The sequence below is a fragment of the Ruegeria sp. genome, from assembly GCF_965243365.1.
Taxonomy (GTDB): Bacteria; Pseudomonadota; Alphaproteobacteria; order Rhodobacterales; family Rhodobacteraceae; genus Ruegeria.
Map to the genome: position 1 here is coordinate 724,170 of NZ_CBDEUW010000001.1, position 13,955 is coordinate 738,124.

Here is a 13,955-nt window from a genome sequence, read left to right on the forward strand (position 1 = left end):
GGATCTGCACAATTGACACTTTGCGTAATGCCTTGATGCTGGTGTAGCTGGTTTCGATCACGTGGAAGCAGTCATCCAGCAATAATCTTCAGTCGATTCCCCTCCCCGACTACCGCTTTCATCTTTCACCGGGTCACCCTCACCCACACTCCAACAACTCGGCAATGCGCGCACCGACCCTCTCGGCTGCGGCCTCGACATCCTTGTCGGCGGCGTGAGTGTATCGCAGGGTCATCGCGCACTGGCTGTGACCCAACAGTTTTGACACGACCGGCAAGGGAACGCCTGCCATTACGCTCTGGCTCGCATAGGAATGCCTGAGGTCGTGAAGACGCACGTCCTCAATCCCGATCTCCCGCCGAATCCTATACCAGAGCCTCAGTTCTCCCGAAACGGGCTTCTCCGGGGTTCGCGGCGAGGGGAACAGATACTCCCCCGGCGCTATCGTCATACGCCGTTCGATGATCGCGCGGGCCTCGGGACTGAGATACACGGTTCTCGGACCGGTCTTGCTGTCTACCAGCCTGAGACGGCTCCCGTCGACCTCACGCCGCTTCAAACGGGTGATTTCATTCCTGCGGCAACCGGTGAGCAGGAGGAGCCGGATCATGTCGGCCTGAACGCTTCCGCGCCCGTTGGCGTGCCGGTCGAGTGACGCGTTCAGACGCGCTATCTCATCCCGCGACAGGAACCGCGTCAGCCTCGGTCGCCGGTTTGGGGGTATGCAACCCGCCGGATTGCTTTCGATGAGGCCGCGCTCAATGGCAAAGTTCAGGCTCTGGCGCAGAAGTTTTAGCGCGTGGTTGGCTCCACCCGGCGCGGATGCGCTGTAGGCGTTGAACCAGTCCTCAATGGCCTTCCGAGTGATCCGGTCAAGCCGCAGTCCCCCGAAGGCGGGCAGGAGTTGTCTTGTCAGAATACGGTCTTGCAGACTAACGGTTGAGGGTTTGCATCTTGCGGACCACGTTTCGCGCCAGACATCCTCCACGAAAGCCCGGTAGGTGGGCAGGTCCTTGCCTGGCGCGATACCGTCAATCTGTAACCGAAGACATTCTCGGCGGGCATCTTCTACCGGCATCAACTCGACCCGGCCCAGCGACACCTTCCGCCCGTCCACAATGCAGGTCCATGTCTTTGTGCCCGAAGGATAGACCCGAAGGCTCAGGGACGGCACCGCCCGATCCTGAACCGAGTATTCCCGCGCGGACGGCTTGAACCGCTTCGCGCGCGCATCCGTCAATCGAACCACCCTCATGTCCGTGTCCCCCCGAGAACCGCACCCATCTCGATAGCCGCTCTCTCTGCGTCGGCTTCGGCGTGGTGAGCATATTTAAGAGTTGTTTCGGGATCGCGATGCCCCAGAAGCCGTCCCACCGCAAGAACGGTCTCGCCGCTCGCGATGGCCACGCTCGCATAGGAATGCCGCAGATCATGCAGGCGGACATCCTTCAGACCGGCCTCCGAGCGGACCCGGAACCAAGCAGAGGTGAGCGTCGGCTTTGGGAATGGACCATCGCCTCTAACGGCAGGAAAGACCCAGGGCGAGTTGCGGGGAAGAGCGTCGAGGACCGCGCGGGCCGCTTCTGACAGCCAAACCGTGCGCGGACCCGTCTTGCTGTCGCGCAGGAAGAGATGCCCGTCGCGATAGTCCGCCCAGCGAAGGGTTCTGATCTCGCTCGACCGGCACCCTGTCAAGGCCAGCAGCCGAATGAGCGACACCGCCGCTGATGGAGCTTTCCCACACAGTACTCTGCCCAAGCGACCGAATTCTGTATCGGACAGGAAACGGTCCCGGTTCTGCCGCCTGTATCTCTTGATCCCCTTGCACGGGTTGGACCCCTCCGGGCGCAGGCCATCTGCTTCGGCCACCGCCATGATGACCGACAGAACGGGCATGGACCGGTCCGCCGACACCGGCGTCGCGTGCAGGGAAGCAAACCAGTCCCGCACCTCCTGCGAAGTGATGTCGGCAATCTTCTGTCCCGCGAACCGGGGCAGGATATACTTGTTGAGATAGTGCCGGTTCACCGACAGTGTGCTCGGCTTCCACTGACGGGCATGACGGCGGAATGCCTCTTCCGCCACCGTCTCGAACAGTGTCTCCCCGTCAGGCTGTCCCGACCGAATGGATGCAAGCAGGCCCCGTGCCCGCGCGCGGGCCTCGGCCACCGTCATGTCGGCGGGATCGCCTACGATCTTCCATATGCGTTGCCCATCGTGCTGGCTGTGCAGGAAGAACCGCTTCCGGCCACTGGGCAGAACCCTGACGCCGAAGCCAGCGAGGCTGGTATCCCGAATGTTCCTTGTGGTTTTTTTCGCGCGCAGGTCGCGCACCCGTGCGTCGGTGAGTCGTGGCATGTTTCTGTTCCTCCATCCGGTTGCGGCAGCGGACGAAAACATGCAGGTTCTCGCCCGAAACCTTGACTTTGAGAGGAAAAAAGAAACTCTGTTTCAGAGACTTAGCACCGTAGGTGCGGCCCTTGGTGTGTGTTTTGCCCAATGCGCACCCGCTGTGTCACAGCACAGCGATTACGCCAGCCGATCTTCAGGGCCACAAACTGATCGGCGTAGACGGCAATATCGGTGCTTTGGTCCGCACCGCCTTCATCGAAACCGGCATTCCCTACGACCCTGCAATGGAACTGCGGTATTGCCATACCGCATGTGTTTTGGCCAATGCCGGTGTCGGGGTCACGGTGGTCGACAGTTTTTCCGCTCATTTCATCAGCAGTATCGACGCTCAGATCCGCCCGTTTTTGCCGGAAAAGAAAATCCCCGCGATGGCCGTGCATCGGCGCGGAGCGCATTTGTCCAGAACAGCGCAGGGATTTGTCGAGGAGACACAATCTCAGCTGGCGACACGTGGTTGATCCGGATTTCGTCATTTCCTCGGACTGACTGTGGCGCAGGCAGCCAGTTGGCAAAGAAAGATATGTGACCGCACTCACCGGATCGTTTGAGCGATTTGGAGAAGCGGTAGCTTAGCGCCAGCGCAAGTTACAAAACGTGCCGATCAACTGTGTTATCATCGGAGACGTTCAAAACCCGAATGTTTGAAGTTGACATTGGATTTTGCATTATGGATACAAAATGCACGAAGCAAGACACGTCAACGTCCAATGTGTTCCATTAAACAACTAAGGGGAGTGGTCACCGACGTTTTTGAAGCGTGTTTTTTTAGGGAGGAATCAATGAAAACCAAATTGCTCGCCGCAACTGCGGCGATGACGCTGGTGGGCATTGCGGCACAAGCAAGCACACTGGTTTATTGCTCGGAAGGATCACCAGAAGGGTTTGATCCGGCTTTGTTTACTGCTGGCACCACATTTGATGCATCCGCGCATCCGCTGTACAACCGGCTGCTGGAATTCGAAACCGGTACAACAAATGTGATCCCAGGTCTGGCGGAAAGTGTTGAGGCCAGCGAAGACGGGTTGGAATACACGTTCAAGCTGCGTCAGGGGGTCAAGTTTCATTCGAATGACGACTTTACGCCCAGCCGCGATTTCAACGCGGATGACGTGATCTTCACCTTCATGCGCCAAAAGGATGAATCTCATCCTTATCACGAAATCTCTGGCGGAACCTGGGAATACTTCCAGGGTATGGGAATGCCTGATCTGGTCGACTCCGTCGAAAAGATCGACGACTACACCGTAAAGTTCAAACTGACCAAACCCGAAGCGCCATTTGTCGCCAATATGGCGATGGATTTCGGATCGATCGTATCTGCCGAATACGCCGATGCGATGATGTCCGCCGGAACGCCTGAAAAACTGAACACAGCTCCCATCGGCACTGGTCCGTTTTCATTCGTGGCCTATCAGAAGGACGCGGTGATCCGCTACGCCGCCAACGCAGACTATTGGAAAGAACCGGCACAGATCGAGAACCTGATCTTTGCCATCACTCCGGATGCATCGGTGCGTTATCAAAAGCTGAAGGCCGGCGAATGCCACGTGATGCCCTATCCGAACCCCGCCGACATTCAGGCGATGAAGGACGATGCAGACATCAACATGATGGAGCAGGAAGGTCTGAACGTCGGGTATCTGGCCTACAACAGCACCATGGCGCCGTTCGATAATCCGAAAGTGCGCAAGGCGCTGAACATGGCGATCGATAAGCAGGCGATCATTGACGTGGTGTTCCAGGGCTCGGGCCAGGTGGCCAAAAACCCGATCCCGCCAACCATGTGGAGCTATAACGACGCCATCGTGGACGACCCCTATGATCCCGAAGCGGCCAAGGCCATGCTTGAGGCCGAAGGCGTTTCGGATCTGTCGATGAAGATCTGGGCGATGCCAGTACAGCGTCCTTACAACCCCAATGCGCGTCGTATGGCCGAACTGATCCAGGCCGATTTTGCCAAGGTCGGTGTGGATGTCGAAATCGTCTCGTTCGAATGGGGTGAGTATCTGTCGCGTTCAAGAGAGTTGAACCGTGATGGCGCGGTTCTGCTGGGCTGGACCGGAGATAACGGTGATCCCGACAACTTCCTTGCTGTCTTGCTGGGCTGTGACGGTGTCGAAGCTTCGAACCGCGCACAATGGTGTCACCAGCCGTTCGAGGATCTGATCCAGAAGGCCAAGCAAAGCACAGATCAGGCTGAGCGTGCCAAGCTGTACGAAGAAGCGCAGGTTGTGTTCAAAGATCAGGCCCCCTGGGCAACGATAGCGCACTCGGTTGTTTACATGCCGATGAGCAACAAGGTGAAGGGCTATAAGGTCCATCCGCTGGGCGGTCACATCTTCTATGGTGTGAGCGTCGAATAAACCACCACTCACCTGCCGGAGCCGCCAAACAGGCGGCTTCGGTTTTCTTTCTGAGGAGGTCGGCCTGAATGCCGGATCTGTCCGAGTACCATCAGTTGGCAAAGGACATGTCAGTTGATGCCATAGCCCTTGTGCCCGGCCCGAACTTCACCCGCGCTATTGGAAAAGCCTTTATGAGCCACGAGCGACCCTTTGTGGTTGTGGTCCCGGCCGAAGGCGCTCCGGCAGCGATTGTGCCCAATCTTGAGTTGGGTTCGTGGGCACTGGTTGGGTTTGAGGGCACTGTTTTCGATTGGCGCGATCAGACCGGCTATGACGACGCGTTTGCCGCGCTGGCAGAACACATGCCGATCCGCACGCTGGCGGTCGAAGGGCAAGTGATGCGGGTCTTTGTATCGACGGCCTTCACCCGCGCGTTGCCCGATCTCAGGATCGTTGACGGAGAACGCGAGATTTCAGGTCTGCGTCTTATCAAGACCGCAGACGATATTGCCGCTTTGCAGGCCGCCATCGACATCTCGGAACGGGCACTGCATCGCGTGATTGCGGATGTGCGCGCGGGCCAGACCGAAAAACAGATCGAGCAAGCTTTGATACAGGCGCTGTTTTCGGAAGGGGCCGACTCGCTGTCATTTCCGCCCATCGTGACAGCAGGGGACAATTCGGCCCGTCCGCATGGCAAAGCGCGCGCAGACTACAAGATCAAGGCAGGCGATGCTCTGCTTTTTGACTTCGGGGCGCGCAAGTACGGCTTTGCTGCCGATATCACACGTACATTTTTTGTCGAAAGCGCGTCGGACGAGGGCAGGGCGATTTACGATACGGTTCTGAGTGCCAATCGGGTCGGGTTCGAAGTTTGCCGTCCCGGTGTGACGGCGCATGACATCGACAATGCGGTGACTGGCGTGCTCGAAGCGTCGCCCTTTGCAGACCGCATCCGCACCAAGACGGGCCACGGGCTGGGTCGGGATGTACACGAAGCACCGTATATTATGCGTGGGAACGATCAGAAAATCCTGCCGGGTATGGTTTGGACCAACGAGCCGGGCCTCTATGAACTGGACAATTTTGGCGTTCGCATCGAAGATGACGTGCTCGTCACCGGGGATGGCTGCCGGTCGCTGACCCACTTTCCCAAAGAGCTTACAATCATAGGTCGCTGATGTTTGGCTACTTAATCACTCGCCTGGGCCTGTTCGTGCCGACATTTCTGGGTGTCACACTGATCTCGTTCATGTTCATCCGGGTGCTGCCGGGTGACCCTATCATCGTCATGGCCGGAGAACGCGGCATGACCGAAGAGCGCTATCAGGAAATGGTCGAAAAGCTGGGTTTCGACAAACCGGTGCTGCAGCAATATTGGGATTACCTGATCGGCGTTCTGCAAGGTGATTTGGGCGAAAGCTTTGTTACCAAGAAACCAGTCTGGGATGAGTTCTTTTCGCTGTTCCCGGCCACATTGGAACTATCGCTCTGCGCCATGATTTTCGCAGTCGCACTGGGTCTGCCTGCCGGGGTTATCGCGGCGGTAAATCGGGGAAAGTTCTTCGACCGGGCATTGATGTCTTCCGCTCTGGTCGGGTATTCGATGCCGATTTTCTGGTGGGCGCTGCTGCTGATCATCGTGTTTTCCGGCAATCTTGGTTGGACACCGGTCTCGGGTCGGATTGACCTGCTGTATTTCTTCCCCAGCGTCACAGGCTTCATGCTAATTGACAGCTTGTTGTCTGGACAGGAGGGAGCTTTTGGATCAGCCGTCCGCCACCTGATCTTGCCGACCGTTGTATTGGGCACCATTCCCCTGGCTGTGATCGCACGGCAGACCCGATCAGCGATGCTGGAGGTATTGGGTGAGGACTACATCCGCACCGCTCGCGCCAAGGGGCTGTCACCGTCACGGATCAACGGCCTGCACGCGCTGCGCAACGCTCTGATACCGGTTGTCACGGTGATCGGTCTGTCGGTTGGCACCTTGCTGGCGGGGGCGATCCTGACCGAGACGATCTTCAGTTGGCCAGGCATCGGCAAGTGGATGGTCGACAGCATTTTCCGCCGAGACTACCCGGTGGTGCAGGGTGGGTTGCTGATGATCGCAGTGATCGTGATGCTGGTGAACCTGCTGGTCGACGTTTTGTACGGCATCATCAACCCCAAAATCCGGAGGCGGTGATGGCCGAACTTTCCGCAACCCCGCCAAAGACCGAAGACCGCCCCAGCGCCCTGCGCGAGTTCTGGTATTACTTCAGCGAAAACCGCGGTGCGGTCATCGGTCTTTGGTTTTTCGCCGCCTTTGTGTTCTGCGCTGCCTTCGCCCCCCTTCTGGCACCCTATGACCCGACCGAACAGTTCCGGGACCATATCCTGCAACCGCCCGCATGGCAGGCAGGCGGTAGTTGGGCCTTCCCGTTGGGTACTGATCCGCTGGGCCGGGATATGCTGTCGCGGCTGATCATGGGCTCGCGCTATTCCTTCTTCGTCGGGATCGTTGTGGTCTGTGTGGCGGTGTCAGGCGGCGTGATGATTGGCCTTTTGTCGGGGTTTGCCCCCAAATGGGTCGACACGCTGATCATGCGGGTGATGGATATCATTCTGGCGTTCCCGTCACTACTGCTGGCGCTGGTTCTGGTCGCCATCCTCGGCCCGTCTCTGACCAATGCGATGATTGCTATCGCCATAGTCTTTCAGCCTCACTACGTACGCCTGACCCGCGCATCGGTGCTGGCAGAACGGCAGAAGGACTACGTTACTTCGGCGCGCGTTGCAGGCGCGGGGAAATCGCGGTTGATGTTCATCACCGTGCTACCCAACTGTCTGGCACCGATCATCGTGCAAGCGGCACTGTCTTTCTCAACCGCCATTTTGGACGCCGCCGCCCTCGGGTTTCTTGGTATGGGCGCGCAGCCGCCCACGCCGGAGTGGGGCACCATGCTGGCCGAAGCGCGCGAGTTCATCCTGCGCGCCTGGTGGGTGGTGACCTTCCCCGGTCTGGCGATCCTTGTCACCGTACTTGCCATCAATCTGATGGGCGACGGCCTGCGCGACGCGCTGGACCCGAAACTGAAACGGAGCTGATCGCATGAGCCTTTTGCAGATCCGCAATCTGACTGTTGAATTCGCGACCTCTTCGGGCAAGTTCCGCGCCGTAGACGGCGTCGATCTGTCAGTCGACAAAGGGGAGTTGCTGGCCATTGTGGGCGAAAGCGGCTCGGGTAAATCGGTGTCGATGCTGGCACTGATGGGCTTGCTGCCGTGGACAGCAACGATCACCGCCGACGAGATGAGCTTTGAAGGGCGCGATCTGGCGGGCATCTCGGCACGTGAGCGGCGCAAGATTATCGGCAAGGACATGGCCATGATCTTTCAGGAGCCGATGTCGTCGCTGAACCCCTGTTTCACGGTCGGCTTTCAGATCAAAGAAGCGCTGCGTATTCATCTTGGCTTGAACCGCAAAGATCGTCACGATCGCGCGGTTGAACTGTTTGATCAGGTCGGTATTCCCGCACCTGAAAGCCGCCTGAACACCTTTCCGCATCAGATGTCGGGCGGCATGAACCAGCGCGTGATGATCGCAATGGCCATCGCCTGCAAGCCCAAGTTGCTGATCGCGGATGAGCCCACAACAGCGCTGGATGTAACCATTCAGGCGCAGATACTCGACCTGCTGATCCGCTTGCGGGATGAGCACGATATGGGACTTGTTCTGATTACCCACGACATGGGTGTGGTGGCAGAAACGGCCGAGCGGGTTCAGGTGCAATATGCCGGGCAGAAGGTCGAAGAGCAGGCCGTCGGTGATCTGTTCCGCACCCCGCGCCATCCCTATACCTCGGCCCTGCTGAGCGCGTTGCCCGAGCGTGCAACCTCGAAGATTCTGCCGACCATCCCCGGTGTTGTGCCGGGACAGTTCGACCGGCCCAAAGGATGCCTGTTCAGTCCCCGCTGCCGGTTTGCCGACGCAACCTGCGCGGAAACGCCGCCGACCCCGCATGCAGAAGCATTTGGCAAAGCGCGCTGCCACCACGTTGAAAAGATCGCCGCCGGAGAAATGGCATGACCGCACCCATCGTTCAGGCAAACGCGCTGGCCCGGTTCTACACGGTCAAAGGCGGCCTGCTGTCCAAGTTAGCCACCGTAAAGGCGCTTTCGGGTGTAGATTTCGATCTAAAGCCCGGCAAAACGCTGGCCGTCGTCGGGGAGTCAGGTTGCGGCAAATCAACATTGGCCCGGCTGGTTACCATGATCGAGGAACCAACCTCGGGCAGTCTGACGATTGACGGGGTCGATATAACCCCATCGCAATGGAGCAAGATGCGCGAAACGGTGCAGATCGTGTTTCAGGACCCCTATGGCTCGTTGAACCCGCGCCAGCGGATCGGTCAGATCCTGCAGGAGCCGCTGATTATCAACCGCCCCGACATGTCGAGCGCTGATCGCGAAAGGCAAGCACGTGAAATGATCGAGATGGTGGGCCTGCGCCCGGAACATTATGACCGCTACCCGCATATGTTCTCAGGCGGGCAGCGGCAGCGGATCGCAATTGCCCGCGCGCTGATGCTGAACCCGAAGGTTCTGGTTCTTGATGAGCCCGTCTCGGCGCTCGATGTCTCGATCCAGTCGCAGATCCTGAACCTGCTTGTGGACCTTCAGGAGCGGCTGAATCTGGCTTACCTGTTCATCTCGCATGACCTGTCAGTGGTGAAGCATTTTGCCGACGATGTGATCGTCATGTATCTGGGACGAGCAGTCGAAAAGGCCTCCAAAGAACAGCTTTTTGCTGCTCCGCGACACCCTTATTCCAAGGCTTTGCTTTCAACAACGCCCCGCGCGGACCCCGATGCGCGGAAGGACCGGATCAAACTGGAAGGTGAGTTACCGTCACCGATGAACATCCCCAAAGGGTGTGCCTTTGCGCAAAGATGTTGGCTCGCCACGGATAGCTGCCGGGCGGCGGCACCGGAATTGAGCGGAGACAAACACCAGGTTGCCTGCCTTTATCCGCTGGAATGATTGGACAGCGGTTCCGGGGCCATTCAATCTTCGGCGGTGCGTTTTGAGGCTATCATCTCCAACAACTGATCTTTGGTCCGTTGGATGTGTCGCGTAAGCAGCTCACACGCCTCATCGGTTTTTTTCTGCCGGGCGAGTTCCAGCAGGTCCCGATGTTCTTTCTTGGCAGGCTCGCGCTGTCGCATAACGCTCAAGTGCATACGCACATAGCGATCCGATTGCAGATTGACGCGATCCAGCAACTCGTTGGTCAGGCTTCTGTTCGAAGCGGCATACAAAGCAGAATGGTACTTGTAATTCAGTATTCCCCATTTGCCGACGTCGTTTTCGTCATAAGAGTCTTCCATCTGCGTCAGAATCTCTTCGCAATGGGTGAAATCCGAAGCCGTCATGTTCGGGATCGCGCGGCGAAACAAGTCTACCTCAATCAACATGCGAAGGTCGAATATCTCTCCAATTTCGCTAAGCGAGTGTTTGGTGACGGATCCGCCTCGGTTATTCGTCCACTGGATCAGCCCTTCGGCATTCAATTGCTTTAGCGCTTCGCGGATCGGCATGCGGGAAACATCGTATTCTTCAGCCAAAGCTTCCTGCCGGATGGTCTCGCCCTCAGCCAGTTCACCGCTGAGGATACGCTCGCGAAGATCGTTCGCGATAACATCCGAAAGGCTCCGCATTGTGATTGCGCGTGTCCCTGCCATCTTAAGTTCCCGTCCACCTTCTTTGTTTCGATATTATGCCTAACAGATGCTCCTAATAAAGCAGTGCACCCTATGTCAAAGTGCAAATTCAGATACAGTGCCCGGCTGACATCAGCTGCAGGCGTCAGATCGGGCCGTTCACGCTCAACGGTATTGCGCGACCGGGTCACCCAAAGCGTCGAAAATAGGCGAGATACCCAGACCCGGACGATCCGCTGCAGTCATGCGACCATTCACCCGTCTGGGTGCGCCTTCGGCGATGTCGACCGTGCCGTAGGAGTTGAAATCGGTGGCCGAGAAAACGAACTCGGCAGGTGTTGAACGGGCCAGATGCGCGATCGTCGCAGTTGTGATGTCACCGCCCCATGTGTCTTCGATCGTCATAGGTATACCGTGCGCAACACAAAGATCGCGCATCTGCCGCGCCCTGGTCAGCCCGCCGACTTTTGAGATTTTCAGGTTGATCACATCCATCGCATCCTCTGCTATGGCCCGTACCAGAGCGTTGATCGTGTCGATCACTTCGTCCAGTACAAACGGAAGCGCCGTGCGCCGCCGGATCGAAACGCTTTCTTCGTAAGTCATACAGGGTTGTTCGACATACACATCGAGATCGGCAATCGCCTTGACCACACGGGCGGCCTCATGTTGGGTCCAGCCGGTGTTGGCGTCCGCCACCAGCAGATCACTATCTTTCAACGCGGCCCGGGTGGCATGAATCCGAGCAATATCATCCTCGACCTGCCCGCCGACTTTCAGTTGAAATTTTGTATAACCTTCAGCCGCATAGCCTTCGATTTTCTTTGCCATAACCTCTGGCGCTTCCTGACTGATCGCGCGGTAAAGAACGACATCGTCCTGTGCCGCCCCACCCAGAAGCGTATAAAGGGGCTGGCCCGTGGCTTTGCCCAAAAGGTCCCAGCAGGCGATATCGACCGGGGCCTTCGCATAAGGGTGGCCGCGCAAGGCGGCGTCCATAGTGCGGTTGATCGACCCGATGTTCAGCGGATCCTGCCCGATCAGATGCGGTGCGATCTCGGCCAAACCTGCCCGGACACCCAGCGCAAAGGACGGAAGATAGGCCGATCCCAAAGGACAGCATTCGGCATAGCCACAAAGACCCTCATCAGTCGTGATTTCCAGAACCGTACTGTCGAAAACTTCGACAAAATTGCCGTTTGACCAGCTGTAGCGCCCCTCCCTCAGGGGTAGGTCAACCTGATAGACATTCAGCCCGGTGATCTTCATCGCGTTATCTCCTGGTCAGATGTTAGCCGTTCTGGAACTTCTCTGGCATTGGTCCGATTAGATACTTGTAATCGAAAAACTGTCCTTCATTTTCTGGAAGCCTGCGACCCACTCAGCGCACGTTGGCCAGGAATTTCCGGGTGTGCTCGGACTGGGCGTCACCAAATATCTGTGTCGGGGGGCCGATTTCTTCCATTACGCCTTGATGAAAGAATGCGACCCTGTCTGACACGTCGCGGGCAAAACCCATCTCGTGCGTCACGCAGATCATGGTCATACCTTCCTCGGCCAATAGTCGCATTGTATCAAGAACTTCGCCGACAAGCTCGGGGTCCAGCGCCGAGGTTGCTTCGTCAAAAAGCATGTATTCCGGCTCCATTGCCAGGGCCCGCGCAATAGCCAGCCGCTGCTGCTGTCCCCCGGACAACGCCGAAGGATAGACATTCAGCTTATCGCCCAACCCCACATGGATCAGTTGTTTCGAAGCGATTTCGCGGGCTTCGGCCTTCGATTTGCCCTTCACGATTTTAGGCGCCAGCGCGACATTCTCCAACGCGGTCAGATGGGGAAAGCTGTTCCATTGCTGAAACACCATTCCCAGCTTCTGACGCAGCTTGTTGATGTCGGTTGTCTTGGCGTGCACATCCGTGCCATCAACGACAACGCTGCCTTGCTGAACGGGTTCCAGCCCGTTGATGCAATATAGCAGCGTGGATTTCCCCGACCCCGATGCTCCGATGACCGACAAAACCTCGCCCTTTTCGACATCCAAGTTGATGCCTTTCAGGACGTGAAGGTCCCCGAAATATTTGTGCAGATCACGGACCTCGATCATTGAGCCCACCTTTTCTCCAGAGAAGCCGAATAGCGTGAAATCGGATAGCTGAGCGCGAAGTAGAACGCGCCTGCAAGTGTCAGGATCAGAAACGGTTCCTGTGTGCGGGTGATCAGGATCTGGCTAGCCTTGAGCAATTCAACATACCCCAGAACCGAAACCAGTGCGCTGTCCTTCATGACACCAAGCGCCACCCCGACCCAAGCCGGGAAAACCGCGCGCCCGCCGATCGGAAAGACGACATAGCGCAGGTCTTGCCAATATGTCATCCCAAGGCTGCGCGCCGCACGCCGCATCGGCGCGCCGACTGCCTCGATCCCTCCTCGGGCCACGTTGGCAACCAGCGACGCGGTATAGATGGTCAGGATCACGACACCCGACCCAAACGGATCAAGGTTCAGGCCGACAATCGGGGCAAAGTTGTAAAACAGCACCAGTTGGATGATCAGAGGGACCGAACGGAACACATCCAGAAACGGTGCGAGTGTGAGGGTTGCAAGCAGTTTGCCCTCGTACAGCATCCATCCGAATATCACCCCAAGGAGCGTTCCCAGCGAAATCGACAGCGCCGATATCCAAAGTGTCCGCAATGCGGCCTCACCCAGAAACCACAGATCATTGACGTTAAAGCCGCTGAAAAAGCTGATGGTAGGTTCCATATCTGCCTCTTTCAGTAGCGGAAAAGCCGGGCCGCCAACAGGCGGGAGGCTCCGAGGATAAGTTTCACGAGCACGTAGTAGATCACCGCTGTGACGGCGAAATACTCGAAGATGCGGAAGGTGCGCGAGGCGAAGAACTGGGTTTCACCGGACAGTTCCCGGAACCCGACCAACATGCCCAGCGATGACATCAGAACGGCCCAGACCATCTGGTTGGTGATCGGGTGGTACACGATGCGAAACACCTGCGGGATTATGACGCGCGTATAGGCCTGCCATGCCGTCATTCCGAGTGATCGTGAAGCGCGTAATTGTGTGTCGGGCACGGCCTGAAATCCGCCGCGAAAGTTCTCGGCAAGATAGCCTGCGCAATTGAAGGTCAAGCCGGTCAGCACGATGAAATAGGGCGACAGATGCAGACCAAATGCACCCAAACCAAACCCAAAAAAGAACAGTTGGAACAGCGCCGGCGTGTTGCGCGCCAGTTCTACCCAGGTGGTCGCAAACCAGTAAAGCGGCCCCCGCAAGTGCAACCGTGTCAGAGCAAGGCACAGACCGATCACGATCCCGAAAATCATGGCCAGAACAGCAACCTGAAGCGTCAGCAGCGATGCCTCGAGCAGGTTCGGCAAGCTTTTCATGACCGGGCGCCAGTGGAAGTTATAGTCGAACATGGGGCTCTCTTATACAAAGCTCCGCCCGGTCCATACCGGACGAAGCTGCTTTGTCA

At 57.6% G+C, this 13,955-nt stretch carries 14 protein-coding genes; 7 read left to right on the plus strand and 7 right to left on the minus strand.

The window, feature by feature from the left end:
- Window positions 1–139: 139 nt before the first annotated feature.
- Entirely contained in the window at window positions 140–1,255 is a 1,116-nt protein-coding gene (locus ACP0GE_RS03255) for a tyrosine-type recombinase/integrase (protein ID WP_424830569.1), read from the minus strand.
- Window positions 1,252–2,358 (minus strand): tyrosine-type recombinase/integrase, encoded by a 1,107-nt coding sequence (locus ACP0GE_RS03260; RefSeq protein WP_424830570.1) that lies wholly within the window; start codon window positions 2,356–2,358, stop codon window positions 1,252–1,254. The genes ACP0GE_RS03255 and ACP0GE_RS03260 overlap by 4 nt, the downstream gene beginning before the upstream one ends.
- A gap of 125 nt (window positions 2,359–2,483) precedes the next feature.
- Between ACP0GE_RS03260 and ACP0GE_RS03265 the strand changes: the two genes are divergently transcribed.
- The 7 genes from ACP0GE_RS03265 to ACP0GE_RS03295 all read left to right on the plus strand — a co-directional run bounded on the left by ACP0GE_RS03265 (window position 2,484) and on the right by ACP0GE_RS03295 (window position 9,782).
- Window positions 2,484–2,870, plus strand: coding sequence for a LysR substrate-binding domain-containing protein (locus ACP0GE_RS03265; RefSeq protein ID WP_424830571.1), 387 nt, complete (start codon window positions 2,484–2,486; stop codon window positions 2,868–2,870).
- A 321-nt stretch (window positions 2,871–3,191) separates the two neighbouring features.
- On the plus strand, window positions 3,192–4,775 hold the full coding sequence (locus ACP0GE_RS03270; protein WP_424830572.1) for an ABC transporter substrate-binding protein: 1,584 nt from the start codon (window positions 3,192–3,194) through the stop codon (window positions 4,773–4,775).
- A 68-nt stretch (window positions 4,776–4,843) separates the two neighbouring features.
- The gene (locus tag ACP0GE_RS03275; protein ID WP_424830573.1) at window positions 4,844–5,938 is read left to right on the plus strand and encodes a M24 family metallopeptidase; all 1,095 of its coding nucleotides are present in this window, start codon (window positions 4,844–4,846) and stop codon (window positions 5,936–5,938) included.
- A complete protein-coding gene (locus ACP0GE_RS03280; RefSeq protein ID WP_424830574.1) occupies window positions 5,938–6,945 on the plus strand; it encodes an ABC transporter permease subunit in 1,008 nt (335 codons plus the stop codon). Before ACP0GE_RS03275 ends, ACP0GE_RS03280 begins: the two co-directional genes overlap by 1 nt.
- Complete coding sequence (locus ACP0GE_RS03285) at window positions 6,945–7,847, plus strand: ABC transporter permease subunit (RefSeq protein ID WP_424830575.1); 903 nt, start codon at window positions 6,945–6,947, stop codon at window positions 7,845–7,847. The genes ACP0GE_RS03280 and ACP0GE_RS03285 overlap by 1 nt, the downstream gene beginning before the upstream one ends.
- Window positions 7,848–7,851: 4 nt before the next feature.
- Window positions 7,852–8,829 carry an ABC transporter ATP-binding protein gene (locus ACP0GE_RS03290; RefSeq protein WP_424830576.1) on the plus strand — a complete coding sequence of 326 codons (978 nt, stop codon included), beginning with the start codon at window positions 7,852–7,854 and terminating at the stop codon, window positions 8,827–8,829.
- A complete protein-coding gene (locus ACP0GE_RS03295; protein WP_424830577.1) occupies window positions 8,826–9,782 on the plus strand; it encodes an ABC transporter ATP-binding protein in 957 nt (318 codons plus the stop codon). Before ACP0GE_RS03290 ends, ACP0GE_RS03295 begins: the two co-directional genes overlap by 4 nt.
- 23 nt (window positions 9,783–9,805) lie before the next feature.
- On the opposite strand, the gene ACP0GE_RS03300 is transcribed toward ACP0GE_RS03295, so the two are convergent.
- The 5 genes from ACP0GE_RS03300 to ACP0GE_RS03320 all read right to left on the minus strand — a co-directional run bounded on the left by ACP0GE_RS03300 (window position 9,806) and on the right by ACP0GE_RS03320 (window position 13,899).
- Window positions 9,806–10,483, minus strand: coding sequence for a GntR family transcriptional regulator (locus ACP0GE_RS03300; protein WP_424830578.1), 678 nt, complete (start codon window positions 10,481–10,483; stop codon window positions 9,806–9,808).
- A 144-nt stretch (window positions 10,484–10,627) separates the two neighbouring features.
- Entirely contained in the window at window positions 10,628–11,731 is a 1,104-nt protein-coding gene (locus ACP0GE_RS03305; RefSeq protein WP_424830579.1) for a cis-3-hydroxy-L-proline dehydratase, read from the minus strand.
- A 112-nt stretch (window positions 11,732–11,843) separates the two neighbouring features.
- Window positions 11,844–12,566, minus strand: coding sequence for an amino acid ABC transporter ATP-binding protein (locus tag ACP0GE_RS03310; RefSeq protein ID WP_424830580.1), 723 nt, complete (start codon window positions 12,564–12,566; stop codon window positions 11,844–11,846).
- Complete coding sequence (locus ACP0GE_RS03315; RefSeq protein WP_424830581.1) at window positions 12,563–13,225, minus strand: amino acid ABC transporter permease; 663 nt, start codon at window positions 13,223–13,225, stop codon at window positions 12,563–12,565. The genes ACP0GE_RS03310 and ACP0GE_RS03315 overlap by 4 nt, the downstream gene beginning before the upstream one ends.
- Window positions 13,226–13,236: 11 nt before the next feature.
- On the minus strand, window positions 13,237–13,899 hold the full coding sequence (locus tag ACP0GE_RS03320; RefSeq protein ID WP_424830582.1) for an amino acid ABC transporter permease: 663 nt from the start codon (window positions 13,897–13,899) through the stop codon (window positions 13,237–13,239).
- Between the last annotated feature and the right edge of the window lie 56 nt (window positions 13,900–13,955).